Raw genomic sequence first — 24,295 nt, 5'->3', positions numbered from 1 at the left:
AGTGTTCAGATAACGTGAAACGCCCCCAACACCTTTCAAAGTGTGCCAAAACTTAACAATACATGCAAGATCAAGGGATTAATTATGCCATTTAAGTGATATGACACCTGATCACTTAGACGAATATTGTGCGACGCACACACAACAACCGAGGCACAAGACATAGATAAAATATTCAGACAACTGGCGTCTTATAGCTTTCAGCGACGACGGCGTTTTGGGTTTTGATCCAAGATTTCAATACTCTGGATCATGCCCGGCCCTGATACACGACTGAATTCCCCAATCATGACCTTTTTGAAGCGCGCCTCATCCAGAGTATCGCTTTTATCTGGCAGTGCAAAAGAGGTCTTATAGGCCGCCTGCATGAGTTGATTACGGAAATAGGGCTCTTTTTCGCGCAGCTTGTTGACATCAGCCTTGGCAGTCAGATTCAACCTTACCGTCAGAAAAATGTAGTTCACCACTGACTGATTTTCAAAAACCGGTATGGCTACCGAAGATAGACGTACATATGGCGGCCCGGCCTCGGCTTCTTCCTTTTTAGGCGCACCCGATGCATGGGCCACCGAGAGCGGCAGAAAAATGGAGACCAAAAACGAAATCAGCAGAGTTATAAATGAAATGCGCATACCACTATTCAACCCGAAATAGGTTGAAATTTGGTGATCAGCTATGCACCCAGCCGGTATTTTCTATCTCAACGGGCTTACCATCTGACAGTACAATGACCTGTCCCTGACTTTTGGCCGGGAAACACTCACCAATATCGACAAAACCCGCTTCACACAGGGCTTTGGCGCGCTCCCCTGACGCTGTGCACAAAATCTGATAGTCATCGCCGCCACTGATCAGATCCAGCACGCTGGCACCTAATGCCATGGCCGCCCGCGCCGCCCGTGACGTCGGCACCCGGTTAAGGTCAATATCTATATCCACCCGCGATGCCTGAGCGATATGGCCAGTATCAGCCACCAAACCATCTGAAATATCCATTGAAGCGTGTGCATTGGCCCTTACCACGTCCGCCATATCAAGACGCGGCTGAGGCAATTGATAAGTATCAACCAATTCAGCTTTAAATTCAGCCGCAAGCTCCGGATATTCCCCCTGCAAGACTTTCAGACCGAGATAGCCCTGACCGATAGGGCCACTAACCAGCACCCGATCACCGGCTTTCGCGCCTGCGCGCGCCACAGTCTGCCCCTTCGCTACGCGACCGAACAGCGTTACACTGACCATCAACGGCCCCGGCGTCGACACCGTATCCCCGCCGAAAAGTGCTACATTGAACCGCGCCTGATCAGCCTTAAGCCCTTTGGCAAAGGTTTGTTTGGCTTCAAACGGCAATCCGTGCGGCCAGGCTGTCAATAATTGATAACCATAAGGCACCGCGCCCTTGGCGGCCAGATCAGACAGGTTTACCCGCAGCAGTTTTTGCGCGACCTTATCGAGCGGGTCCGTGCTTAAAAAATGCACACCTTCGACCATAGCATCGGTCGTAACCACCAGATCGTGTGTATTGTCGGAGGGTAAAACCGCCACGTCATCCCGTAATCCGCGTGCCTCAGACGTCAGGCCCGCAAGGGGCCTGAACAATCTATCGATCACGCTGAATTCGGAATTATCCGTCATCTTACATCGCGCGCAATGCCATCAAGCGCGCCATTGACGAATTTCGCTTCGGTTTCCCCGAAAAATGCCTTGGCGATTTCCACATATTCGTTGATCACGACTTCCTTGCCTATATCCTTGCGGAAACCAAGTTCCCACGCCCCGGAGCGCAGAATGGCCCGCAGAGTCGTGTCGATACGATCCAGCCGCCACCCCGCCGCCAGACGCTCCGCGATATTACGATCAATAGTTGATTGCTCTTTGACGACCGTGCGTAGACCATCGGAGAAAAAATCGATATCGCCTTCCCCCAGAGGTTCACCTTCCAGATCGCCGTCAAAGCGGAAATCAGAGAACTCACGAACTATGGTCTCAACACCCTGCCCGGTCAGCTCCATCTGGTAGAGCGCCTGCACCAGAACCAGTCGCGCTACGGTACGCGCCTGCTTGTCGCGGGCACTTAGGGTTTTGCCCTTAACTTCGGGTGTATTGAGGTGCTCCATGACCTCCTTAAGGCTTTGTGGCTTAGGGGACTCAGTCATGAACGCCACCACCCAGCAAGGATTTGCGCAGCGAAATCATATCAAGACAAACCTTGGCCACCGTGCCGCCCTTGTCGCCTTCGGAGCGTCGTGCCCGCACCCAGGCCTGATCTTCGTCTTCGACCGTCAGAATACCGTAACCGATCGCCAGACGCTGGTTCATCGACAGATCCATCAGGCCGCGGGCCGATTCCGTACAGACATAATCATAGTGGGTGGTATCCCCGCGAATGACGCAGCCTAGAGCCACATAACCATCGTAATAACGGCCCGTTGGACGATGCGCCGCATCTTCGGCCATGGCGATCGCCGCCGGCACCTCAAACGCCCCCGGCACCGTCACCACGTCGTACTCAGCCCCGTAGGCTTCGAGCGCAGATTTGGCTCCGGCCAGAAGCTCGTCAGAAATATCATCATAAAACCGGCTTTCGACGATCAGGATGCGCAAGGGTTGTTCTTGTGACAATAGATATTCCTCAAACTAAATTTCAAAGGCGGCCGGTTAGACAATCAAGCCAGATTTTGCCAGTCAACGATTGATAAGCCGTAACCTTCCAGAGCTGCCGGTTTGGGTTTTGACGACGACAAGGCAATCATATCACGAACGCCAAGATCTAAAAGAATTTGCGCACCCACGCCGTAATCACGAAGACCGCGCGCACCGAGCCCTACCGGGTCCTCAGAGGCAAACCGGGATGACAGAACCTTGGGGTCCGGATCGCGAAGCATGACCATTACGGACGGGCCATCAAACTCCGACAACGCCTTCATGGCCGCTTCGATCAGGTTTGCCCGGGAGGCACCACCGATCCCTCCCAATACATCTGAGGCGACATCAAGCTGATGCATACGCACCAGGGCTGCCTGATGCGGCACAGGCTGGTGCTTGACCAAGGCAATATGTTCGGACTGATCAATCCGATTGCGATAGACAAAAAGACGGAAATTACCGCCCCACTGACTCTGGAATGGTTTTTCGAGCACACGCTCAACGAAACGCTCAGTCCGGCGACGATACGCGATCAGATCGGCAATCGTACCAATTTTCAGGCCATGAAGCTGGGCAAACTTCACCAGATCCGGCAAGCGTGCCATCGTGCCGTCATCGTTCATGACTTCGCAAATGACACCGGCCGGGTTAAGTCCGGCCATGCGTGAAATATCGACCGCCGCTTCGGTATGACCCGCGCGCACCAAAACCCCGCCATCACGCGCGACCAGCGGAAACACATGGCCGGGACTGACGATATCTTGGGAATCCTTTGTGGGATCAACGGCCACCGCGATGGTACGGGCGCGATCATGGGCCGATATACCGGTTGTGACCCCCTCTTTGGCCTCGATAGCCACGGTAAAGGCTGTGCCGTTGCGCGCGCCGTTATCATGGGCCATCGGCGGCAGGCGCAATTGTCTGGCCCGCTCAGGCGTAATCGCCAGGCAAATAAGACCGCGCGCGTGCCGAGCCATGAAGTTGACCATATCAGGGGTCGCCATCTGGGCCGGTATGATCACATCGCCTTCATTTTCACGATCTTCGGCATCGACCAGAATATAGGGCCTGCCGTTACGCGCATCCTCAAGGATATCCTCGATCGGCGAGATGGGGCTTTCGTGATCTATGTTCGTCAGATCCGTTTGCGCACTGTGCAGGGTCATAATGTCAAAGTCCTTCTACGCAAAACCGTTACACAGTCTCACGCCATCTGGCGGCATAACGCGCCATGAGATCAATCTCAAGGTTTAGTTTACCCCCCTCACCGATTTGCGACAATGTCGTATGGGTCCAGGTATGGGGAATGATATTGACACCAAAGACATCATCTTCGACTTCGTTGACTGTCAGCGATATGCCGTCCAGCGCAATTGAGCCTTTCGGGGCTATATAGCGATGCAAGGGGCGCGGCACACGAATTTTCAGCCGATAGCTGTCACCGTCTGATTTGACGCTAACTAACTCACCCACGCCGTCGACATGACCGGCGACAATGTGGCCGCCCAGTTCATCACCGACCTTAAGTGCGCGCTCAAGATTGATTTTTTGCCCCAGTTCCCATTGCTTCAAGGTCGTCAAAGATAGGGTTTCATTGGAGACATCAACTGTAAAACGGTCATCCGTTTTACTCACCACGGTCAGGCAGCATCCGGAATGGGCAATCGACGCCCCCAGATCAACACCGCCTAGATCATAGGCCGTTCTGATTTCAAAGCGTGCGCCGCCGTCATGGCGATCCACGCCGACGACTTCGCCCATATCGGTGATAATACCCGTAAACATAAACTCTTGCCTTAGCTTAACTCGTAACTTTCCCAGAGATCATCGCCAACGGCCTGAACCCCAAGACGATTAAACCGGATCATGCCATTGATATCATCAATGTTGAGAAAACCGATCACGGATCTCGCATCCCCGCCTAAGATGGTGGCGGAGCGAAACCATTCAAGCCGATCAACCAGTCCCGCCTTAATGAAAGCGGTGGCAATCAATCCACCGCCTTCGATAAACAACCGCTCAATACCCGCGCGCGATAGAGCCTCCATGGCCAGAAGAATATCGACACGCTGATGAAAGGAAGCGACCTTGATGGCCTTGACCCCGGCCGCCTGAATTTCAGGATTTAGGTCGTGTGTAGTAACCACCCACGTCGGGATCACACGCGCCGTCTGCACCAGTTTGGAATGTAGCGGGATGCGGCCTTTGGAATCAAACACGATGCGCGTCGGCTGAAAGCCTTCATAGCCTTGCAGACGCACTGTAAGTTCCGGGTCATCCTTGATAACGGTTTCTATACCCACCAGTACGGCATCATGCCCCGCTCTCAGTTCATGGACACACCGGCGCGCCTCTTCACCCGTAATCCAGCGGCTCTGGCCAGATGCCGTCGCAATGCGGCCATCCAGAGTCGTCGCCAGCTTAAGGGTGATAAAGGGGCGATCCATCAGGCATCATCGGTCGGCGACAGATCCTGCTCGCCTAAGCCCCGCTTAATCTCAACCGGGTCTTTCAGAGTCGGATTTCCCGGCGGGCTGGTGGTCGGCACACTGACCTCAAACCCATCGTGATCAAGGCCTTCGTCCCCAAGGAATCGCGCAAAATCAGAGGTTTCCTTGAAGTCGCGATAGACCGACGCATAACGGACATAGGCTACGACATCGAGCGAGCGTAAGGCCTTCATCACCAACTCACCCACCACATCGGAGTTGATGTCAGTTTCGCCCATGCTTTCCAACTGACGCACAATGCCGGACACCATACGGTCCAGACGCTCCTGATCCACAGGTCGCTTGCGAAGCGCCAGTGAAATTGAGCGCTCCAGCTTAGCCCGGTCAAACGGTGTGCGCCGACCGGAACGCTTGACGATCATCAGGTCGCGCAGTTGCACCCGCTCAAAGGTCGTGAATCGACCGCCACATTCATTACATGACCGGCGGCGGCGGATGGCTGCCCCATCCTCACTGGGACGGGAATCTTTGACCTGGGTTTCGGGATTACCGCAGAAGGGGCAGCGCATGACTAGCCTTTATTCATAAATAGGAAAGCGAGCCGTCAGGGCCTTAACTTTTTCGAGCACGACCGACTGAACTGCCGGATCGGGCTGGCCATCGTTTGCAGCCATACCGTCAACCACATCCGCAATCAGGTGACCGATTTCACGGAACTCAGCTTCACGGAAGCCACGCGTTGTCCCGGCCGGCGTCCCCAAACGCACACCTGATGTAATGGTGAACGGCTGCGGATCGAACGGAATACCGTTCTTGTTGCAGGTAATGCCCGCGGCTTCGAGTGCAGCCTCGGTCGCCTTACCCGTCTGGCCCTTGGGGCGCAGATCGACGGACATGACATGGCTGTCGGTGCCGCCGGACACAATGGCCAGACCACGCTCGACCAAAACTTCGGCCAGCACACGGGCATTGGCCACGACCTGAGCGGCATAGGCTTTAAATTCCGGCTGCAATGCTTCACCGAAGGCGACCGCCTTACCGGCAATAACGTGCATCAGAGGCCCGCCTTGCAGACCGGGGAATACCGCCGAATTGATCTTTTTGCCCAGAGCTTCGTCATTAGACAAAATCATACCGCCGCGCGGTCCGCGCAGGGTTTTGTGCGTCGTCGTCGTTACCACATGGGCATGAGGTAATGGATCGGGGTATTGGCCACCCGCCACCAAACCGGCATAGTGCGCCATATCCACAAACAGATAGGCCCCAATGCTGTCGGCGATCTCACGGAAACGCTTAAAGTCGATGTGGCGGCTGTAGTTCGACGCCCCGGCGATAATCAGCTTGGGCTTGTGTTCCTTGGCCAGCGCTTCGACCTGATCCATATCAATCAGGTGATTATCCTCACGCACCCCGTATGGGATAACCTTAAACCACTTCCCCGACTGGTTGGCCGGAGAACCGTGGGTCAGGTGCCCACCGCAGGCCAGATCCATGCCCATGTAGGTGTCGCCCGGCTGAAGCAGGGTAAAGAACACCGCCTGGTTGGCCTGAGCCCCGGAGTGCGGTTGCACATTGGCATAGGCGCAGTTGAACAGTGTCTTGGCGCGCTCAATGGCCAGCTTTTCGACTTCATCGACATACTCGCAGCCACCATAATATCTGCGGCCGGGGTAGCCTTCGGCATATTTGTTGGTCAGAACCGAGCCCTGCGCCTCTAGTACCGCCTTTGAGACGATATTTTCCGACGCGATCAGTTCAATCTCATGCTGCTGGCGGTGAAGCTCACCCTTGATCGCCTCAAGAACCGCCGTATCCGACTGTTCGAGCGAATGGTTAAAGTATCCTTGCGGGATAAACGATGCGGCCTGGGCGGGAGCGTTCACGGGCATGATCCTGTCATCTGAAGCAGCCGTATGTCAGTTGTGCGACATGCGGCCTGAAACCCGGAGCAATATGCCGAAAAGTGTAAGGCGGTTTTCGGCTATAATATTGCGACCAGGCAAAAACTTAGAGCGTCTGTTAAACCTTTAACACCGCGATTCCAAGACAAAAAACCACCTATGCGGCGTTGCAGCACAAAGCTTTAAATGAATTTTCCGGGCTTGGCGGGCGGGGTTTGGCGAAGGGCGGCCAGTTTGTTCTGCAATTTCGTAATCGCCAGACTTTTGACAGCCGTTGGATTACTGGCAGGCCCCATGGCGCTGACTTCCTCACCCGTCGCCGGATCGACAGCCGTGACCTTGAGATAGGCGCCGTTGCGATGATATTCCAGCAGCACTTCGGACATGGGCGAACTCTGATTCAGCGTACGCGTTTATTTAAAAGCGAATCAGGCCCAAGTTCAAGCCGCCTTACGCCACGGCGGGCATACGCGCCACATTGCAGTGGCTCCACAGCTTATCCATGGCTGATACCAGTTCATCCATCATCTTATCGTCATGATCCGGAGACGGCGTAAAGCGTAGGCGCTCCGTCCCCTTGGGCACGGTCGGGTAGTTGATAGGCTGCACATAGATCGAAAAGTCATTGAGCAGCATATCCGAAATCATCTTGCAGTGATGGGCATGGCCGACCAGAACCGGCACGATATGACTGACTGACGGCAAAACCGGAATCCCGGCTTCACGGAAGCGGCACATCAGGGTTTGTGCCCGCTCCTGATGCGCGTCGCGGCGCTCATTGTGTTCTTTAAGCCAACGCACCGAAGCCGTGGCGCCGGCCATAACGGCGGGCGGCAAAGAGGTCGTGAAGATAAAGCCCGACGCCCACAGGCGGATGGCGTCCACCATAGCCGCAGATCCGGCGATATAGCCGCCCATCATGCCAAAGGCCTTACCCAGCGTACCTTCGATGATATCGATCTGATCCATGATGCCGTCGCGCTCGGCCACACCGGCCCCGCGCTGACCATAAAGACCGACCGCGTGCACTTCATCAATATAGGTGAGCGCCCCGTATTTTTTGGCCAGAGCGACCGTGCCGTGGATATCGGCAATATCACCATCCATCGAATAGACCGACTCAAAGGCGATGAGTTTCGGCGCATTGACAGGGGCCGCCTTCAGCAGCGCTTCCAGATGCTCAAGATCATTATGACGGAAGACATGCCGCTCACCGCCGCCGTTACGGATACCGGCGATCATCGACGCATGATTAAGCGCATCGGAAAAGATGATCAGGCCTGGCAAAATTTTATAAAGCGTCGTCAGCGTGGCTTCGTTAGCGACATAGCCGGACGTAAACACCAGCGCCGCCTGCTTTTGATGCAGATCAGCCAACTCGGCTTCAAGTGCATTATGATACCAGGTCGTGCCGGAAATATTGCGTGTGCCGCCCGAACCCGAACCTGCTTCATCTATGGCCTTATGCATGGCCTCAAGCACAACCGGATTTTGGCCCATGCCGAGATAATCGTTGGAACACCAGACCGTTACGTCCTGATGCGTGCCATCAGGTCGCTCCCAGGTCGCGCGCGGAAACTGACCATTATGACGCTTGAGATTGGCGAACACGCGGTAGCGACCTTCCGAACGGACGGTTTCGACAGCGGCCTCAAAAGCGGCATTATAGTCCATTATATCAATCTCCGGCGCTGCACACAGCGCTTACGCCTTGCATTTGTGGCGCGCATATAAGGGTATAATCCGCGCCTGACCAGCCCCAGCACTAAGAGACTGGGCTGAAACATTTCTCTTTGACCATAATATTAGGTTAAATTCCACGATTTATGTAGGGCTAAATGCCGCACCCTTAAAATAAACCCCTCATTTTATTGAACTTGAGAACCATTATCATGCAGACGTTCGTCATTCTTTTTCGAGGCATTAATGTCGGCGGCCACAAAAAAATGCCAATGAAAACGCTAAAAACAGCACTCGAATCCCTTGGCTACACAGACGTCGAAACCTACATCCAAAGTGGCAATGTGGTTCTCAAAAGTTCCGACCGCCTCGCTAAAATTGAAACTGATGTTACGGATGTAGTGAAAGAAACTTTTGGATTTGAATGTGGCATCCACGTTTTAAGTCGTGATGATTTTAGCGCGATCATAACCGCCAATCCGTTCAAAGAGGCTACGCAGATACCGAAATCACTCCACGTTTATTGCCTGAAAAGCCCTGCGATTAACCCTGATCACGAAGTTTTGGGCGCGTTTAAAAAAGAGGACGAAGCCTATGCGCTTACGGATTTGGCCTTTTATTTACACACGCCATCGGGCTTGGGCACGTCAAAACTTGCTGAAAAGATTGAGAAAGCTCTAAAAGTCACAGCGACCGCGCGCAATTGGAACACCGTTATGGCCCTATCACGATTAAGCTTAAAATAAGGGTGCGATGCATCACGGTTTGCATTTTCATCAATTATTTGCCATGATGCCCGCTTATTCCTGCGTGTCGTGGAAGGAAATCAAGAATGATAACCGATCACCATCGTCCAGAAGCCTCCGGCATTTTGACGCATCTCGGTATTCAGTCCACGTTGGGGGGCCGCATCAGCGCGTCGCCAAAGGCGACATCTGAGGCCGATGAACGCAATCTGGCATTTCTGGTATACGGGCTATTATTCGTTAGTCCGTTTTCGCTTGGCCTCACCGCGTTGATCGCCGCCGTTATAGCCTATATGCGAAAATCGCAGATCAAGAATTATATTACCAGCCACTACGCCTATCAAATTCGCAACTTCTGGGTCGTCTTCGTTCTCTGGTCCATGGCCACCTTCATCGCTCTGATTTGCACGGTGTTTCTGACCTACACCATCATCCAGATTTTCATGACCCAATATGATGTGACGGACTGGCGAACCTTAGATATAAATCTCAACGACCTTGATACCTCCAAAATTCCCGTTGTTTCCATTATTACCGCCGCTTCCGGATTTATTGTTTCTGCCTTTTTTACCTTGATTGCGACCCTGTGGATTTTGACCACCTCGACGGTCGGCTTTCTTCGCCTCATCAAGCACAAATGTATTGGCAAGGACATTTTTCAGGCCTATGCCGACTGCAAAACCGGCAACTGATTTTCCAATTTTGAGTTTTTAAATGACCTTCGTTCCTGTTACGGGAGCCTACCCGTTTGTACGCCCCCGTCGCCTGCGTCAAAATGGCTGGATCAGGGACCTGGTTCAGGAACACACGCTCTTAGCCTCTGATCTTATCTGGCCCATATTCGTCCACGACCGCGACATTGCCCGCGATCCGATCGGATCACTTAAGGGCATTGATCGCCTCAGCATTGATGAGGCCGTACGTGAGGCCAAAGCCGCCCGCGATCTTGGCATAAAGGCACTGGCGCTATTTCCTCACATTGATGAACGTAAGCGCTTCAGCGATGGACGGGCCGCACTTGACCCCCAAGGCATAATTCCACTGGCCTGCCGCGCCATTAAGTCCGCAGTACCGGATATCGGTCTGATCGTCGATGTCGCGCTTGATCCCTATACCGATCATGGTCACGACGGGCTTCTGATCAACGATAGGATCGACAATGATGCGACCATTGACGCCCTCATTGAACAGGCCGTCATCCAATATGAAGCAGGCGCCGATATTGTTGCGCCCTCGGATATGATGGATGGCCGTATCGGCGCGATCCGTCAGGCTCTGGAGGCGCGCGGGCATAAGGACGCGCTGATCATGTCCTATGCCGCCAAATATGCCTCAGCCTTTTACGGCCCTTATCGCGATGCCATCGGCGTTAAGGCTTTGAAAGGCGATAAGAAAACCTATCAGATGAATTCGGCAAATACCGACGAAGCCCTGCGCGAAGTCGCCCTTGATATTCAGGAAGGCGCTGACATGGTTATGGTCAAACCGGGCCTGCCTTATCTCGATATCGTCTGGCGCGTGGCCGATACATTTAAGGTGCCGACCTTCGCCTATCAGGTGTCCGGCGAATATGCGATGATCAAGGCCGCATCCGATCAGGGCTTACTCGATCACGACCGCGCCGTGCTGGAAAGCCTTACGGCCTTTAAGCGGGCGGGCGCATCGGGCATTTTGACTTACTTTGCTAAAGAAGTGGCTGAGAAACTTAATAAGTGAAGACTTGGGGACGCAATACATTTCCAGGGCCCCAAACCCCGGAAATCAAAGCTTTTTGCGACGATCTTCTAACCGCGCATGAAGCGATGAGGTATCCCAGCGCTTGCCGCCCATAGTTTGCACTTCCGAATAGAACTGATCGACCAGAGCCGCGACCGACAGATGCGCCCCGTTCGAGCGCGCTTCATCCAGCGCGATACCCAAATCTTTGCGCATCCAATCAACGGCAAACCCGAAATCATATGTATCCGCCGCCATGGTCGCCCAGCGGTTTTCCATCTGCCATGATCCGGCAGCCCCCTTGGAAATCGCGTCAAACACCAACGCCGGATCAAGACCGGCCGATTTGGTAAAATGCAGGGCCTCAGCCACCCCTTGAACCGCCCCGGTAATAGCGATTTGGTTGGCCATCTTGGCCAGTTGTCCGGCACCAGCTTCACCAATATGGGTGACACTTTTGGCATAGGGGGCTAAAATAGTCTGCGCGCGTTCTACGGCGTTAGCACTCCCGCCCACCATAATCGATAGCTGGCCATTGACGGCCCCCGCTTGCCCACCCGACACAGGCGCATCAACAAATTCTATGCCTTTTGATGCACATACATCAAAAAGTTCCCGCGCCAGTTTAGCCGATGTGGTCGTGTGGTCGATGATCAGGCTGCCTGACCGCATGGCGTTCATTGCGCGCGATACCAGTCCGCGCACATCAGTGTCATTACCTACGCACAAAACCAGAATATCCGCAGTGCTGACTGCACGCTCAAAGTCCGCCTCGACCGGCGCACCGTGCGTTTCAGCCCAAACCTGCGCCTTATCATGGCTGCGGTTATAGCCCGTGACCGACAGCCCAGCCTTAACCAAATGCCCGGCCATTGGCGCGCCCATTACCCCCAGACCTGCGAATACTATTTTCATAATTCTACCTTAACCGAACATATGGGTTTGGCCGTAACGGCCACGAAAAAACGTCAACCCCTCGCCCGCCCCGTAATCGTAGGCCTCGACCCTGCCCACAATAAGGAGGTGATCACCAACGACCCGTGTGTCATGCGTAACGCACGATAGCCAGCCGATGACCTTCTTAAGTCGCAAAGGATGATCAAGCGTCAACAAGCCCTCATGATCCCCGATCACCGCATCACCGCGCGCAAACCGGTCAGACAAAGGACTTTGTTCACTGCTGAGGATATTGATGTCAAAAGCCTCGGCTCCGGCGAAAACACCATACCGCTCACAGCGGTTATCCAGACACCAAAGCACCAGCGGCGGGTCAAGGGATACCGACGTAAACGAATTGGCCGTTAGTCCAATAATTTGCCCATTAGCCTGAGCCGTAATAACGCACACCCCGGTGGCAAATGCACCAAGCACATGGCGCAACGGCGGTTTTTGAGTCACGGGAATCTCCGGTTCACGGTCTAAATCATACACACCCTCTATGGACTGAGACAGGGCATAAGGTCAAACCAAAGCTTGAAGGCCTCGCCCTTCAACCACCTGTTAACTATAAAAGCGTTAAACATCATGAAACCCTTTGCCTACAAGGATTCTTCATGGCCAGCCGCGACGCCCCCGTCGTTATCAAAAAAGTCAAAAAAGTGGTCGGTGGCGGCCACCACGGTGGCGCGTGGAAAGTCGCCTATGCGGACTTCGTGACCGCCATGATGGCCTTCTTTCTATTGATGTGGCTGATCAATACCACCAGTCCGGAACAGAAACGCGGCGTTGCCGACTATTTCGCGCCCGCCAGCGTGTCTTCGTCGTCCAGTGGCTCCGGCGGGATTCTGGGTGGAACGGCCGTCGGCGATGAAGGTGCGCAAAGTGCCGGCGCCATGGCATTTATTGAGCAACTGGCCCCCGAAGCGCCCAATATGCAGGACCGTGATGGCCAGTCGACCACCTCCGGCGACTTGTCGAAATCCAGCGAGGACGAACTGCGCGAGGAACTTCTGAAGCGCGAAGAAGAATCGTTCCGAAGTGCGGCCGAATCCTTGCGTCAGGCCTTACAGGACATGCCCGAACTGGCGGAATTATCTAAAAACATTCTGATCGACCAGACCCCGGAAGGCCTGCGCGTTCAGTTGATCGATCAGGAAGGCCGCTCGATGTTTGATGCCGGTTCTGCCCGTCCGAATGAGCGGGCGCGTACGCTGCTTAGGGCTATCGCCAAGATTATCAATCAATTACCGAACCGTATTTCAATCACCGGCCATACGTCAGCCAGCGCTGCGGGCGGTGCCGAAAAGGATTGGGCGCTGTCGGCGCAACGGGCAGATGCATCACGATCGATTTTACAAGGCGCAGGCGTTGATCAGGATCGAATCGCTCAGGTCTCCGGCAAGGCCGCTAAGGAGCCACTGTATCCGGATGATCCCACCCTTGCCGGAAATCGTCGCATCGCTATAATTTTACTGCGTGAAGCCCCTGTTTTACCAGATAGCCCTTCACTTTAAGGCATTTTTGGGGTCTGATAAGGCTCCAGCTATTTTAAATCAGGCCGTCAGTAACGCGCTATGAGCGAGCATTTTCCGGGACGAAAACTAAGGTACTATCTGACCATCCCCGGTCCCTGCCCCTACTTGCCCAATCTGGAAGAGCGTAAGGTGTTCGTACACCTGCCGCCGCTGGAGGCCATTAGCGTCAACGATCAACTCTCGGCCATAGGCTTCCGGCGCTCTCAGAACATCGCCTACCGTCCCGCCTGCCATAACTGTAATGCCTGCCAGTCGGTGCGCATCCCGGTCAATGAATACGTCCTGTCCAAAAGTGATCGGCGGATACTTAAGCGTAATATCGACCTTACGAAATCGTTTGTCGAAGCCGAAGCCAGCCGGGAACAATACGAACTACTGCAACGCTATCTTCGGTCACGTCACCCTGATGGCGGCATGATGGACATGACCTGGCCTGACCTTGTGGCCATGATCGAAGACACGCTGGTGCGCACACATATCATTGAATATCGGCTGGACGGGCGTTTAATTGGTTGCGTTCTGGTCGATGCGCTCAACGACGGATTGTCACTGGTCTACAGCTTTTATGATCCGGATCTGATGAGCCGATCGCTGGGCCGATACGTTATTCTTGACCACATCGCTCAGGCTCAAAAAGTCGGCTACCCTTATGTCTATCTGGGCTATTGGGTGAAGGGGAGCCCCAAGATGGACTACAAGTCCCGCTATCGCCCCCTCGAAGGCTTAACCGACGGCGGCTGGCAGCGCATCAAGCCTTAAGCTTTATATGGCTATGACATTTGCGCGCCAGATAAACGGCCACAAGCAAGCATAAGACTGAGAGCGCTCCAATAAAGCTCAACAGAGCATTCATGCCCGCTTGTGTCAGGAGCCAGGCACCTATGGCCGGGGCAATCGCCTGCATGACCAGACTGATCCGGCGCAGGCGTCCCATAAGCAGCGGATAGCGCATCGGCCCAAAAACCGCCAAAGGCACGGTGCCTGTCGTAATTGAAACTACGCCAAGCCCCGCCCCATAAATAATCAGCGCCGGCGTATTCAAATCGGTGCCAAAGATAATCAGCCCAAGGGCTGCCGCCACACCGGCAACCCCAAGCGCCATAGAGACATAAGGCGGCCATTTCTTACCGATAGTTAACTCCATCAGGCGTGACGCCACCTGCGATGGTCCAATTAACGCACTCAGCGCTACCGCAGCGGTCGCAGACAAACCACGGCTTTGCAAAATGGTATGCATATGCACCGACATCATCGCGACAATCGCCATTTCACAGGTAATCACTAAACCCAGCGTCCAATATATGACCTGTTCATCTGGCTCAGGCCTGATCTTGCTGAGGTCTTTTATCTGCTTAGGTGCCGTTGCATCCGTAGGCCTTGGCACCAACCACACATATATCGGCAGACATATGACCAGATGTATCCCGGCAAATACTAGGCAGGTTATTCGCCATCCATAGGCGGTCTGTAAATACTCGCTCATCGGCCAGAAAACCGTCGACGCAAAGCCTCCCCACAGAGCGATCTGTATTATCAAAGACCGTGCCGATTGCCCGAAAATGCGACCTACCGTCCCAAAGGCGGCATCATACAAACCGCACCCCATGGCCGCGCCCACAACGATCCAGGCTACGCAATAAACAAGCAGGCTACCGGATTGTGACACGCCGACCAATCCAGCCGCAAACAACACCGCACTTGCGGCAAGAACAAAATGGCCGTACCCGGCACTGATGTATCGCCCCGCCAAAGGTGAGATCGCCGCAGAAGTCAAAACGCCGATTGAGTACCCACCAACAACCCATGCCAGCGGCCAGCCCGTATCTGCGGCAATCGGGACAGCCAGCGTCGTCAATAAATAAAGCGAGGTTCCAAAAGCTATGAGCTGGCAAAGGCCAACGCCCGATACAGTGATCAGTCGACTAAGGCCGTCAGGATCGGAAAAGGGGAGCGGCACACGCATCGCGTGGACATAGGCAAATGATCAGAGCCTGTAAATGCCCCTTACGAAATTAGCGATGACAAACCTTGTCCAGCACTCAGCGCGGCATAGGCCAGAACGCCAAAGTAAACCAAAGTAGCTATCACAAAGCTGTAGCCCGCAACCACCAAAGCGCCATCACGCTGAACCATGCCTATCGACATCAATAAAATGGCGACGCCGGGCAGGGTATTGGAGAAGGGAATGAAGCCCAAAGGCAGCATCAGCAGCAGTGCCGAAAACATCAGCACGGCCCCGTTGAACCTGTTGATGACAGTGCCCGTGGAAAACATCAGAAGGCGCGGCTGCACATAGGGATCAATGCGGGAGACAATCTTCACGCCTCTTTCCAGAACCGGAATCAGCTTGTCCGCCTCAAGTTCGCGGTCAAGAATCTGGCTGGGTAGCCAAGGCAAACGATTGAGCGTAATCGCCAGACTGATTAGCAATATGGCCACCCCAAACACGGTACTGACGCCGGGAATGGATACCGGCAGCAGAAACGGCAGGGTCAGAAGCGCACACAACAGCAGGAACCCCTGCTCCCCGATGCGCCCGATAAGATCGCGCAGGGTGACCGACTTACCGTCGATCAGAGTAATCGTGTGCGTCAGCATATCGCTGATTTTTTCAGACGTGTCGTTAATACCGGCTAAGTCGCGCATAAAGCACCCCATATTGATGATGCACTGCAACATAAAAGCGCAGCGCCATCAATATGAAATTACCTTATCGTTTGGAAGGGACTCATTAAGAGTGATTTAAGCCACACCCTATCCGTTTGGTCGCAGCTTTCTCAGGCCACGCGGCGCAATGCGTCCGACCGATGCCCGCCTACCGACATAGTCCTTAAAGTCCTTGAAATCACGCGCCTTACCGGAACCGTCATACCACACGACCGGGCTTGCGGAATCGAAAAGCGTAATGTCCCTGACGCCACCGTCCTTATACCCCTGAAGTTTGACGCCCTTGCCACGCGCCATTTCGGGCAGTTCTGACACAGGATAAATCAGGAGCTTATTATTTTCACCCAGGATCATGATCTGGTCACCCGTCACAGGCAGGGTCGCAAACGCTTCAGTCCCATCGACGTTCAGCACTTGCTTACCGGCCTTTTTGTTGGCCAGAGCATCTTCTTCATTCATGACAAAGCCATAGCCATTCTTTGACACCATCAGACGCTTTTGGCCCGGAGTGAAGGTGAAGATGGTCATGATCTTGGCCGACTCTTCGATATCCAGCATTAACCGAAGTGGCTCACCATGCCCACGGGCAGAAGGTAGCTTATCGCAGCCCAGGGTGAGGAACCGTCCGTCTGACGTCATGATCAGCAGCTTATCGGTCGTATAGGCCGGGATCAGGAAGGCGTGCTGATCACCTTCTTTGAACTTCAGTTCGGATGGATCTTCGACACGGCCCTTGGCCGCCCGAATCCAGCCGCGCTCTGACAGGATGACGGTAATCGGCTCTTTTGGCAGGTAAGATTCGATTGAGGCGACTTCAATGCCCTGCGGCGCCTCAGCATAGGTCGTGCGGCGCGGCGACAAAAGCTGTTTGCGGACTTCGCTTAACTGCTCATCAATCCGCTTCCACTGCTTCTTTTCGGAACCCAGCAGAGCCAGCAGACCATCGCGCTCTTTGGCCAATTTGTCATGCTCGCTCTGGATCGCCATTTCCTCAAGCCGCGCCAACTGACGCAGACGCGTATCAAGGATGTAATCGACCTGGGGTTCACTCAGAGAAAAGCGCGCCATCAAAGTATCACGCGGCTTTTCATCCTCACGGATTATACGAATGACCTCATCCAGATTGAGGAAAGCGATCATCAAACCATCAAGGACGTGCAGGCGCTTTACGATGCGCTCCAGACGCCAGTTTGACTGGCGCACCAAAACTATCCGCCGGTGATCAAGGAAAGCCACCAAACATGGCTTAAGTCCCATAACCCGCGGCGCACCGGATGCATCCAGCACATTGATATTGATGGCAAAGCGCGTTTCCAGATCGGAAACCTTGAACAGGCTTTCCATCAGGACTTCGGGTTCGATATTGCGCGTCTTAGGCTCAAGAATCAGGCGAATTTCTTCGTCTGATTCGTCACGGACATCGCCCAACAGCGGTGCCTTCTTGGCTTCGATCAGATCGGCCAATTGTTCGATCAGGCGCGACTTTTGCACCATGTAAGGTATTTCAGTGACCTTGATACGCCAGTTGCCGCGCCCCAGATCCTCAACCTCATAGCGTGCCCGCGTCCGCAGGGAACCACGTCCCGTTTCATAAGCTTCCTGAATAGTCTCCGGGCGTTCAACACATATCCCGCCGGTGGGGAAGTCCGGGCCCTGCACGAATTGCATCAGGGCCGCCGTATCCGAATGAGGACTCTCAATCAGCAACTTACAGGCGTCAATCAGTTCAGACACATTGTGCGGCGGGATCGAGGTCGCCATACCCACTGCGATACCGGTCGCGCCATTGGCCAGAAGGTTCGGAAACCCTGCCGGCAGGATAATCGGTTCTTCGTCCTGATTGTCATAGGTCGGGCGAAAATCGACGGCGTTTTCATCAATGCCGTCCAGCAACAGCATGGCCGCCGCCGTCATCTTGCACTCAGTGTAACGCATGGCGGCGGCTGAATCGCCGTCGATATTGCCGAAATTACCCTGACCATCGACCATCGGATAACGCTGGGCAAACCACTGCGCCATCCGCACCAGCGCGTCATAGATCGACTGATCGCCATGCGGGTGGAAGTTACCCATGACTTCCCCGACCACCTTGGCGCACTTACGCGCCGCCGATTGCGGGTTCAGGCGCATGTTGTGCATGGCATAGAGCACACGCCGGTGCACAGGCTTCAGACCATCGCGCACGTCCGGTAAGGCCCGGTGCATGATGGTAGATAAGGCATAGGCCAGATAACGGCGCGACAGGGCTTCGCCCAGATCTTCGTTAAGTATTCGCCCACCGGCGTTTTCGGGAATCACTACATCACTCATAACCACACAGATTAATGCGCTGCGCCCTTATAAGCAAAGGTATCCTGTTAAATTATGGGGATTGTGGACCTAAAACAGTGCGTCAACCGCACTCTGGGCGTCGGTTTCAGAAGGCTTGACCCGGCCATGGATATGCGAATCCATCTCGGTGACCAGTTCCTTCATCTCCGCCAGACGGGTTTCAAGCTCTTCATGGGCCACAGGCGTTTCAAGCGACGACAGCAATATCTGGATAGACGACTCAAACGTATCCAATGCCTTGTCACAGCAGTCATCGAAGGCCGCACGAACCTCATCCGGTGCCGTTTGATAGGCCCGCACTACCACGTCTTTTTGCTCAAAGCCTGATTTTTCAAAGTGACTGACATAGTCCCGGCGCTGCCAGTCCATTAGCTCCTCAGCCATGTCAGGCATATCCATGCCCATTTCAAACAGCATAATGGCCTCGTTGAACAGGTTGAGGTAATCCGTAGCCAAACCCGTCGCCGGATTGACATTTGCCTCACGCAATTGCTGTTCGCTGTAAGTCATCAAGATTTAGACATTCCGCCGTCAGATTATAATTAACGGGACTATGACATGTGAGTGGTTACCAAAGGGTGGATTTCACAAAGCAACCAACTTTGTGCCGCCCGAATGCTCACATATAGCCTGAATCACTCAGGGTTTGCATAAGGCGCACACGGATTTCCGGCAAGGGTTTATTGAGCGGATGAAACACGTTCCGCTCCAGAAAGTGCCCGGTAAGCTCAAGCCCAAGACCTATATCACCAGCCTGCACACCGCCTTGCGACGACAACATAAACATAGGTAATTTCAATAATTTGTCTTTATAGGCTTCACCGGCACTTCGGCTCACCGCCCGGCCGGAACGGGGACTGACATAGATAAGATCATCCCGGTCCCCCGTGACCGCGCAGGCTGATAAATCAAGGCCAAACCCTAACGCCTCAAGCAGACCCGCCTCGAATCGCACATAGACCGCAGGCCATATCTCAGGGTGCGGCAGAATCATCATCAATGCCGACAAGGCATGATAGGCGCCGACATGCACCTCACGCTCAGGCAAACAATATTGCGTCATAAGGCAGGCGGTTTGAAGCCCTGTAAGCGCTAGGGGATCATCCAGCAAATCAGACGCCCCCTCGCCCACAGGCTCAATCGTAGCACTGCCTAACTGGTCGGAACTGCGCGCCCGATAGCTGAATTCAACATGCGCCCCCGCCTGAAGATACGGCTTCATGCGGCGCGACGCGCCCCCCGCGATATGGGCAGCGATATGACCATGTTCATGGGTCAGCACATGGATAATGGCGCCAGTCTCACCGTGACCGCGCGCGCTTAACACAATGGCTTCATCCACAAATTGCACAGACACGGTTCTTAGGACTCAAACTCCAGACCGAACTGGGTGTAAAGCGCGCGGTCATCGGTCCAGCGCTCATTGACCTTAACATGCAGGAACAGATGCACCGGACGATCGAGCAGTTTCGACAGTTCTTCACGCGATTTCTGGCCGATCCATTTCAGGGTCTGACCATTTTTACCCAGCACAATGGCGCGCTGACCGTCGCGTTCAACAAAAATGACTTGTTCGATCCGCGCCGAACCATCAGGCAGGTCCTTAAACTCGGTCGTCGATACCGCGGCTGAATAAGGCAGTTCTTCATGAACCCGCAGGAACAGTTTTTCGCGGGTAATTTCCGCCGCCAGAATACGGGCGGGTGCATCGGCGGCTTGGTCTTCGGGGTACAGCCAATGCCCTAGCGGCATCTTATTGGCCAGCGACTCTTTCAGATCCGCAACACCTAAGCCCTTTTCGGCGGAAATCATAAAGACCTCATCGAAAATGTCGGCCTTATAAAGTGTGTCGACCAGCGCCAGCAGATTATCGCGCTTGAGCATATCGATCTTATTGACCACCAGCGTGGCGCGGGTGTTCGATTGTTTAAGGCCTTCAATAATCGCCGCCACATCTTCGACGGCGCGGTGATCAGCGGCGGTGGCTTTGGGCGTATCAGCGGACGGATGCTCGACCGCGATCTGAGCCGGTGCATCGATCAACAACACGACATGATCGGCGTCTTCCGCCCCGCCCCAGGCCGATTTAACCATGGCACGGTCCAGCCTGCGGCGCGGTTTAAAGATACCCGGTGTGTCAACGAGTACGATCTGAGCATCCCCGTGCATGGCAATGCCGCGCACTGGAAAGCGCGTCGTCTGCACCTTTTGGGTGACGATCGATACTTTTGAGCCCACCAGTTGATTGACCAGTGTTGATTTGCCGGCATTAGGTGCGCCGATAATGGCCACAAAACCGGCACGATGAGAGGAGTTATGTTCGGTCACGCTAAGCCTTCACGTTCGATAAAGCCAAGGGCGGCCGCTTTTTCAGCATCTTGCCGCGATCGCCCGGTGGCGGATTGAGAGGGGTGCCCGTCGACAGTCACTTCGATGGTAAAGACCGGAGCGTGGTCGGGGCCGGATCGGTTAATGATAGAATATTTCGGCAGGGCCTTTTGCTTTGAGGCGGCCCATTCCTGTAGATAAGATTTCGGGTTGATGCGCACGCTGTTGCCGGACGCCTGCATCCGCTCAGTCCATAACGGCTTGAACAAACGCACCACGCCCTCGAACCCGGCCTCGATATAGATGGCGGCAATCAGGGCTTCGCACGCATCGCCAAGAATAGTCAGGTTCTCGCGCCCGCCGCTTTTGGTTTCCCCCGCCGCCAACCGCAGCGCTGGGCCGACACCCAAATTTTTGGCGACATCGGCGCAGGTTTCGCGACTGACCAGACTGTGGAATCGCCGCGACAACTCCCCTTCGCTGGCGTCAGGAAAGGCCTCCATCAGGGCTTCGGACACCATCAGCGCCAGAACCCGATCGCCCAAAAACTCAAGGCGTTCATTGTCAGCGATCTTACGCGCGCCCTCGGCTACGCTGGCGTGGGTAAGCGCCAGATCGAGCAAGGCCTTGTCCTTAAATTCGTAACCCAGTTGCGCCTCAAGGGCGCTGAGGGCGGATCGTCTCAGGTTCATAGGGCGTCAGATACACCAATCCCGCGCCAAAGAAAACAAAACCCGCAATTTACTTAAGGGATTTAAACAGGCGGTCCCAACGCAGGTTCAACCATGTCCACGGTTTCCAGATCGAGGAACCTTCGTTCCATGACACCAGTACCATGGTCGCGCGCCCTTCGAGGTTTTCGGCCGGCACAAAATCAACACCCGGCTGGATCGGATCGTCCATAGCGTAGCGGCTGTCGATCGAATTGTCGCGATTGTCGCCCATCATGAAATAATGATCGGCAGGCACGATATATTCAGGCGTGTCATCCGCCGGGCCATCGGTACGCAGATCCTGCATAAAGTGGGTAGACCCGTCCGGCAAGCTTTCCTCATACTTGGTGGCGTACTGGCTGTCGTAGCTAATTTGCGGCGTCACCGCCCCAAGGTTTTTGGCAGCCACCGGGATATCATTGATATATAGCTGATTGTGGCGCATCTGTATCCGGTCACCCGGCACACCGACGACACGCTTAATGTAATCAACCTTGGGATTACGCGGCAGCTTGAAGACGACAATATCGCCACGCTTGGCCGCTTTTTCCATGATCCGGCCCTTAATGAACGGCAACGGCCACTGGAACGAATATTTGGAATAGCCGTAATCCCACTTGGAGACCACGATGTAGTCACCTTCGTAAAGGTTAGGCTCCATCGACGCTGACGGGATCGTAAACGGTTGGAAAAACAGAGTGCGGAACACGAGCGTGATCAGCAACGCATAGATGACCGTCTTGATGATCTCACTGGTTTCTTCTTTGGCGCCGCCGGTGGCACTGCTCCCCTTGCTCGTTGCCATATCGTCCTCGACCACCTTGTCTTCCGCGCTCATAGTATTGCCCCGTTACCTTGCGCCTCACCTAACCACAGATTATGGCAAGGGCAAGGCTTCAATCACCGCATAGGCGCTGGCATAGGGCCATTCGTCGCTCAATGACAGGTGGATGTGATAATTATGATCGGGCTTGACCAGCGCCTTCATGCGCTCCAGCGCCCCCCGATGCAAAATGATTTCGGGCTTTCCCGCGGCATTGTTAAACACCTCGATATCGATAAATCGAAACCCGCTGATGCCGGTGCCGAGCGCCTTAGCCACGGCCTCCTTGGCCGCAAAGCGCTTGGCGTAAGATAAGACCGGTTTAACATGCGCCTGCGCGCGAGCCTGTTCGTCAGCCGTGAATATTCGGTTGAGGAATTTCTCCCCGAAGTTTTCAATTGAACTTTCGATCCGGCGCGCATCAACCAGGTCATTGCCGATGCCGACGATCATCTGGAAGTCAGGCCTCTGGCCGCATCCATCAGCAAGCGCATCTTGTGGATCGAAGTCTCAAGGCCGGTAAAGATCGCCTCACCAATCAGGAAGTGGCCGATGTTCAGTTCCTTTACCTGCGGAATTTGCGCGATAGCCGTCACCGTATCATAATCAATGCCGTGGCCCGCATGAACCTCGATACCGGCCTTATGCGCCATCTCAGCCGCCAGCCTTAAGGCTTTCAATTCCTTTTCATAAAGCGCCATATCGCCTTCACGGAACGCGTCGCACAAGGCACCTGTGTGGAACTCGACTACTGGCGCTTTGACGACTTCGGCGGCTGAAACCTGAGCCGGATCGGTGGCGATAAACAGTGACGACCTGACCCCCGCCTTGGTCAAGCGCGCTACGGCCGCACCGATCTCATCGACCCGCCCGGCGACATCCAGACCGCCTTCGGTCGTGCGCTCCTGCCGGCGCTCCGGCACCAGACAGGCCGCATGGGGTCGCAGATTTTCGGCCAGAGACAGCATCTCTTCGGTCACCGCCATTTCAAAATTGAGCGGTTTATTCAGTTCGTCACACAAATTAGCTAAGGCCGTAATATCACCGTCACGGACATGTCGGCGATCCTCACGCAAATGGGCCGTGATCCCGTCTACGCCTGCCGCAATCGCCAGACGTGCGCCCCGAACCGGATCAGGACTATGGCCACCACGGGCATTCCGCACCGTCGCGATATGGTCGATATTTAACCCTAAGCGAATACGCTGCGACATGGCTCAGGCTTTCGCCAGACGACGGCTGCCGGGGTCTTCGACGGGGATAGCGGCAAGGTCCGCGGGCAATTGATCGGCCGGATATGCCGGAACCTTAAGGCTGGCCAGCGAGATCAGCGGCACGCCGACATCGGCTTCCCCGCCGGAACGATCAACAATGCAGGCTGCCGCCACCACCTCACCGCCCAGATCCTGAATGGCCTTGATGCACTCGCGCGATGACAGGCCCGTCGTGACAATATCTTCGACCATAACGATCTTAGCGCCCGGCTCAAAATAAAAGCCGCGGCGCAGTTTAAACGCCCCACCTTCGCGTTCAACATACATCGAGTTGACCTTCAGATGGCGCGCCGTCTCATAGCCCGGAATGATACCCCCAACTGCGGGGGAAATCGCCAGATCGACCGGCCCGACCGTGGCGATGATTTTTTCAGCCAGCGCCTTACACAGCCGCTCACAACGGGCCGCATCCATGAACACCAGATTTTTTTGCAAAAACATCGGGCTGTGTAGGCCAGACGACAGCACAAAGTGGCCTTCGCGCAAGGCATTCGCGGCGCGGAATTCATTGATAACGTCTTCGGAAGTCATAAACAGGCCCGTACT

28 protein-coding genes and 1 pseudogene are annotated in these 24,295 nt (G+C 54.6%); 5 read left to right on the top strand and 24 right to left on the bottom strand.

Annotated elements, in window-relative coordinates; translation table 11 throughout:
• Nucleotides 1–200: 200 nt before the first annotated feature.
• The 11 genes and pseudogenes from IE102_RS14585 to hemA all read right to left on the bottom strand — a co-directional run bounded on the left by IE102_RS14585 (nt 201) and on the right by hemA (nt 8,671).
• Nucleotides 201–632, bottom strand: coding sequence for a hypothetical protein (locus IE102_RS14585; RefSeq protein WP_189487932.1), 432 nt, complete (start codon nt 630–632; stop codon nt 201–203).
• Between the two features lie 37 nt (nt 633–669).
• The gene (thiL, locus tag IE102_RS14580) at nt 670–1,635 is read right to left on the bottom strand and encodes a thiamine-phosphate kinase (RefSeq protein ID WP_189487930.1); all 966 of its coding nucleotides are present in this window, start codon (nt 1,633–1,635) and stop codon (nt 670–672) included.
• Entirely contained in the window at nt 1,632–2,156 is a 525-nt protein-coding gene (nusB, locus tag IE102_RS14575; RefSeq protein WP_189487928.1) for a transcription antitermination factor NusB, read from the bottom strand. Before nusB ends, thiL begins: the two co-directional genes overlap by 4 nt.
• Entirely contained in the window at nt 2,149–2,622 is a 474-nt protein-coding gene (locus IE102_RS14570; RefSeq protein WP_189487926.1) for a 6,7-dimethyl-8-ribityllumazine synthase, read from the bottom strand. Before IE102_RS14570 ends, nusB begins: the two co-directional genes overlap by 8 nt.
• A gap of 44 nt (nt 2,623–2,666) precedes the next feature.
• Nucleotides 2,667–3,812 (bottom strand): 3,4-dihydroxy-2-butanone-4-phosphate synthase, encoded by a 1,146-nt coding sequence (gene ribB, locus IE102_RS14565; protein ID WP_189487923.1) that lies wholly within the window; start codon nt 3,810–3,812, stop codon nt 2,667–2,669.
• A gap of 28 nt (nt 3,813–3,840) precedes the next feature.
• On the bottom strand, nt 3,841–4,431 hold the full coding sequence (locus IE102_RS14560; RefSeq protein ID WP_189487922.1) for a riboflavin synthase: 591 nt from the start codon (nt 4,429–4,431) through the stop codon (nt 3,841–3,843).
• 11 nt (nt 4,432–4,442) lie between these two features.
• Nucleotides 4,443–5,093 (bottom strand): bifunctional diaminohydroxyphosphoribosylaminopyrimidine deaminase/5-amino-6-(5-phosphoribosylamino)uracil reductase RibD, encoded by a 651-nt coding sequence (gene ribD / locus IE102_RS14555; protein ID WP_189487919.1) that lies wholly within the window; start codon nt 5,091–5,093, stop codon nt 4,443–4,445.
• Between the two features lie 107 nt (nt 5,094–5,200).
• Nucleotides 5,201–5,665: pseudogene (gene nrdR / locus IE102_RS14550) on the bottom strand (transcriptional regulator NrdR); the annotation flags it as partial.
• Between the two features lie 9 nt (nt 5,666–5,674).
• Entirely contained in the window at nt 5,675–6,979 is a 1,305-nt protein-coding gene (gene glyA / locus IE102_RS14545) for a serine hydroxymethyltransferase (protein WP_308429934.1), read from the bottom strand.
• 200 nt (nt 6,980–7,179) lie between these two features.
• Nucleotides 7,180–7,383 carry a DUF6898 family protein gene (locus IE102_RS14540; protein ID WP_189487913.1) on the bottom strand — a complete coding sequence of 68 codons (204 nt, stop codon included), beginning with the start codon at nt 7,381–7,383 and terminating at the stop codon, nt 7,180–7,182.
• Nucleotides 7,384–7,447: 64 nt separating this feature from the next.
• A complete protein-coding gene (gene hemA, locus IE102_RS14535; RefSeq protein WP_189487911.1) occupies nt 7,448–8,671 on the bottom strand; it encodes a 5-aminolevulinate synthase in 1,224 nt (407 codons plus the stop codon).
• Nucleotides 8,672–8,889: 218 nt separating this feature from the next.
• Between hemA and IE102_RS14530 the strand changes: the two genes are divergently transcribed.
• The 3 genes from IE102_RS14530 to hemB all read left to right on the top strand — a co-directional run bounded on the left by IE102_RS14530 (nt 8,890) and on the right by hemB (nt 11,139).
• Nucleotides 8,890–9,423, top strand: coding sequence for a DUF1697 domain-containing protein (locus IE102_RS14530; protein ID WP_189487909.1), 534 nt, complete (start codon nt 8,890–8,892; stop codon nt 9,421–9,423).
• Between the two features lie 86 nt (nt 9,424–9,509).
• A complete protein-coding gene (locus IE102_RS14525) occupies nt 9,510–10,115 on the top strand; it encodes a hypothetical protein (protein WP_189487907.1) in 606 nt (201 codons plus the stop codon).
• A 22-nt stretch (nt 10,116–10,137) separates the two neighbouring features.
• Nucleotides 10,138–11,139, top strand: coding sequence for a porphobilinogen synthase (gene hemB, locus IE102_RS14520; RefSeq protein WP_189487905.1), 1,002 nt, complete (start codon nt 10,138–10,140; stop codon nt 11,137–11,139).
• Between the two features lie 45 nt (nt 11,140–11,184).
• Here hemB and IE102_RS14515 read toward each other — a convergent pair whose 3' ends face one another.
• Both IE102_RS14515 and IE102_RS14510 read right to left on the bottom strand, forming a co-directional pair.
• Nucleotides 11,185–12,054, bottom strand: coding sequence for an NAD(P)-dependent oxidoreductase (locus tag IE102_RS14515; RefSeq protein WP_189487903.1), 870 nt, complete (start codon nt 12,052–12,054; stop codon nt 11,185–11,187).
• A gap of 9 nt (nt 12,055–12,063) precedes the next feature.
• Complete coding sequence (locus tag IE102_RS14510; protein ID WP_308429933.1) at nt 12,064–12,537, bottom strand: flavin reductase family protein; 474 nt, start codon at nt 12,535–12,537, stop codon at nt 12,064–12,066.
• A 155-nt stretch (nt 12,538–12,692) separates the two neighbouring features.
• Between IE102_RS14510 and IE102_RS14505 the strand changes: the two genes are divergently transcribed.
• On the top strand, nt 12,693–13,592 hold the full coding sequence (locus tag IE102_RS14505; RefSeq protein WP_189487901.1) for a flagellar motor protein MotB: 900 nt from the start codon (nt 12,693–12,695) through the stop codon (nt 13,590–13,592).
• A gap of 60 nt (nt 13,593–13,652) precedes the next feature.
• Nucleotides 13,653–14,372, top strand: a complete 720-nt coding sequence (locus tag IE102_RS14500) for an arginyltransferase (RefSeq protein WP_189487899.1) — start codon at nt 13,653–13,655, stop codon at nt 14,370–14,372.
• On the opposite strand, the gene IE102_RS14495 is transcribed toward IE102_RS14500, so the two are convergent.
• The 11 genes from IE102_RS14495 to pyrE all read right to left on the bottom strand — a co-directional run bounded on the left by IE102_RS14495 (nt 14,362) and on the right by pyrE (nt 24,280).
• Entirely contained in the window at nt 14,362–15,576 is a 1,215-nt protein-coding gene (locus IE102_RS14495; protein ID WP_229807784.1) for an MFS transporter, read from the bottom strand. The genes IE102_RS14500 and IE102_RS14495 overlap by 11 nt on opposite strands.
• 41 nt (nt 15,577–15,617) lie before the next feature.
• A complete protein-coding gene (locus IE102_RS14490) occupies nt 15,618–16,259 on the bottom strand; it encodes an exopolysaccharide biosynthesis protein (protein WP_189487891.1) in 642 nt (213 codons plus the stop codon).
• A gap of 108 nt (nt 16,260–16,367) precedes the next feature.
• Nucleotides 16,368–18,590, bottom strand: coding sequence for a DNA topoisomerase IV subunit A (gene parC / locus IE102_RS14485; RefSeq protein WP_189487889.1), 2,223 nt, complete (start codon nt 18,588–18,590; stop codon nt 16,368–16,370).
• 69 nt (nt 18,591–18,659) lie between these two features.
• Nucleotides 18,660–19,121: a hypothetical protein gene (locus tag IE102_RS14480; protein WP_229807783.1), complete on the bottom strand. Its 462-nt coding sequence runs from the start codon at nt 19,119–19,121 to the stop codon at nt 18,660–18,662.
• Nucleotides 19,122–19,230: 109 nt separating this feature from the next.
• On the bottom strand, nt 19,231–19,962 hold the full coding sequence (recO, locus tag IE102_RS14475; RefSeq protein WP_189487885.1) for a DNA repair protein RecO: 732 nt from the start codon (nt 19,960–19,962) through the stop codon (nt 19,231–19,233).
• Between the two features lie 11 nt (nt 19,963–19,973).
• Entirely contained in the window at nt 19,974–20,939 is a 966-nt protein-coding gene (gene era, locus IE102_RS14470) for a GTPase Era (protein ID WP_189487883.1), read from the bottom strand.
• A complete protein-coding gene (gene rnc / locus IE102_RS14465; RefSeq protein ID WP_189487881.1) occupies nt 20,936–21,631 on the bottom strand; it encodes a ribonuclease III in 696 nt (231 codons plus the stop codon). The genes era and rnc overlap by 4 nt, the downstream gene beginning before the upstream one ends.
• 49 nt (nt 21,632–21,680) lie before the next feature.
• Nucleotides 21,681–22,490: a signal peptidase I gene (lepB, locus tag IE102_RS14460; protein ID WP_189487879.1), complete on the bottom strand. Its 810-nt coding sequence runs from the start codon at nt 22,488–22,490 to the stop codon at nt 21,681–21,683.
• A 39-nt stretch (nt 22,491–22,529) separates the two neighbouring features.
• Nucleotides 22,530–22,928 (bottom strand): holo-ACP synthase, encoded by a 399-nt coding sequence (gene acpS / locus IE102_RS14455; RefSeq protein WP_189487877.1) that lies wholly within the window; start codon nt 22,926–22,928, stop codon nt 22,530–22,532.
• Nucleotides 22,925–23,689 carry a pyridoxine 5'-phosphate synthase gene (locus IE102_RS14450; protein WP_189487875.1) on the bottom strand — a complete coding sequence of 255 codons (765 nt, stop codon included), beginning with the start codon at nt 23,687–23,689 and terminating at the stop codon, nt 22,925–22,927. Before IE102_RS14450 ends, acpS begins: the two co-directional genes overlap by 4 nt.
• Nucleotides 23,690–23,692: 3 nt before the next feature.
• Nucleotides 23,693–24,280: an orotate phosphoribosyltransferase gene (gene pyrE, locus IE102_RS14445; RefSeq protein WP_189487874.1), complete on the bottom strand. Its 588-nt coding sequence runs from the start codon at nt 24,278–24,280 to the stop codon at nt 23,693–23,695.
• Nucleotides 24,281–24,295 lie beyond the last annotated feature (15 nt).

Source organism: Asticcacaulis endophyticus, assembly GCF_014652575.1.
In the GTDB taxonomy this organism is placed as follows: Bacteria; Pseudomonadota; Alphaproteobacteria; order Caulobacterales; family Caulobacteraceae; genus Asticcacaulis; species Asticcacaulis endophyticus.
The sequence above is the reverse complement of the archived record's forward strand: the minus strand, read 5'-3'. Positions and strand labels throughout refer to the sequence as shown.

Bases quoted from the DNA above. Each gene is read 5' to 3' on its own strand.
- ribD (WP_189487919.1), bottom strand. From the start codon at position 5,093: ATGGATCGCCCCTTTATCACCCTTAAGCTGGCGACGACTCTGGATGGC.
- IE102_RS14505 (WP_189487901.1), top strand. From the start codon at position 12,693: ATGGCCAGCCGCGACGCCCCCGTCGTTATCAAAAAAGTCAAAAAAGTG.
- lepB (WP_189487879.1), bottom strand. From the start codon at position 22,490: ATGAGCGCGGAAGACAAGGTGGTCGAGGACGATATGGCAACGAGCAAG.
- IE102_RS14530 (WP_189487909.1), top strand. From the start codon at position 8,890: ATGCAGACGTTCGTCATTCTTTTTCGAGGCATTAATGTCGGCGGCCAC.
- IE102_RS14560 (WP_189487922.1), bottom strand. From the start codon at position 4,431: ATGTTTACGGGTATTATCACCGATATGGGCGAAGTCGTCGGCGTGGAT.
- IE102_RS14540 (WP_189487913.1), bottom strand. From the start codon at position 7,383: ATGTCCGAAGTGCTGCTGGAATATCATCGCAACGGCGCCTATCTCAAG.
- IE102_RS14515 (WP_189487903.1), bottom strand. From the start codon at position 12,054: ATGAAAATAGTATTCGCAGGTCTGGGGGTAATGGGCGCGCCAATGGCC.
- rnc (WP_189487881.1), bottom strand. From the start codon at position 21,631: ATGAACCTGAGACGATCCGCCCTCAGCGCCCTTGAGGCGCAACTGGGT.
- pyrE (WP_189487874.1), bottom strand. From the start codon at position 24,280: ATGACTTCCGAAGACGTTATCAATGAATTCCGCGCCGCGAATGCCTTG.
- IE102_RS14490 (WP_189487891.1), bottom strand. From the start codon at position 16,259: ATGCGCGACTTAGCCGGTATTAACGACACGTCTGAAAAAATCAGCGAT.
- IE102_RS14450 (WP_189487875.1), bottom strand. From the start codon at position 23,689: ATGTCGCAGCGTATTCGCTTAGGGTTAAATATCGACCATATCGCGACG.
- IE102_RS14585 (WP_189487932.1), bottom strand. From the start codon at position 632: ATGCGCATTTCATTTATAACTCTGCTGATTTCGTTTTTGGTCTCCATT.
- IE102_RS14495 (WP_229807784.1), bottom strand. From the start codon at position 15,576: ATGCGTGTGCCGCTCCCCTTTTCCGATCCTGACGGCCTTAGTCGACTG.
- ribB (WP_189487923.1), bottom strand. From the start codon at position 3,812: ATGACCCTGCACAGTGCGCAAACGGATCTGACGAACATAGATCACGAA.
- hemA (WP_189487911.1), bottom strand. From the start codon at position 8,671: ATGGACTATAATGCCGCTTTTGAGGCCGCTGTCGAAACCGTCCGTTCG.
- nusB (WP_189487928.1), bottom strand. From the start codon at position 2,156: ATGACTGAGTCCCCTAAGCCACAAAGCCTTAAGGAGGTCATGGAGCAC.
- acpS (WP_189487877.1), bottom strand. From the start codon at position 22,928: ATGATCGTCGGCATCGGCAATGACCTGGTTGATGCGCGCCGGATCGAA.
- IE102_RS14500 (WP_189487899.1), top strand. From the start codon at position 13,653: ATGAGCGAGCATTTTCCGGGACGAAAACTAAGGTACTATCTGACCATC.
- parC (WP_189487889.1), bottom strand. From the start codon at position 18,590: ATGAGTGATGTAGTGATTCCCGAAAACGCCGGTGGGCGAATACTTAAC.
- hemB (WP_189487905.1), top strand. From the start codon at position 10,138: ATGACCTTCGTTCCTGTTACGGGAGCCTACCCGTTTGTACGCCCCCGT.
- IE102_RS14525 (WP_189487907.1), top strand. From the start codon at position 9,510: ATGATAACCGATCACCATCGTCCAGAAGCCTCCGGCATTTTGACGCAT.
- IE102_RS14480 (WP_229807783.1), bottom strand. From the start codon at position 19,121: ATGACTTACAGCGAACAGCAATTGCGTGAGGCAAATGTCAATCCGGCG.
- thiL (WP_189487930.1), bottom strand. From the start codon at position 1,635: ATGACGGATAATTCCGAATTCAGCGTGATCGATAGATTGTTCAGGCCC.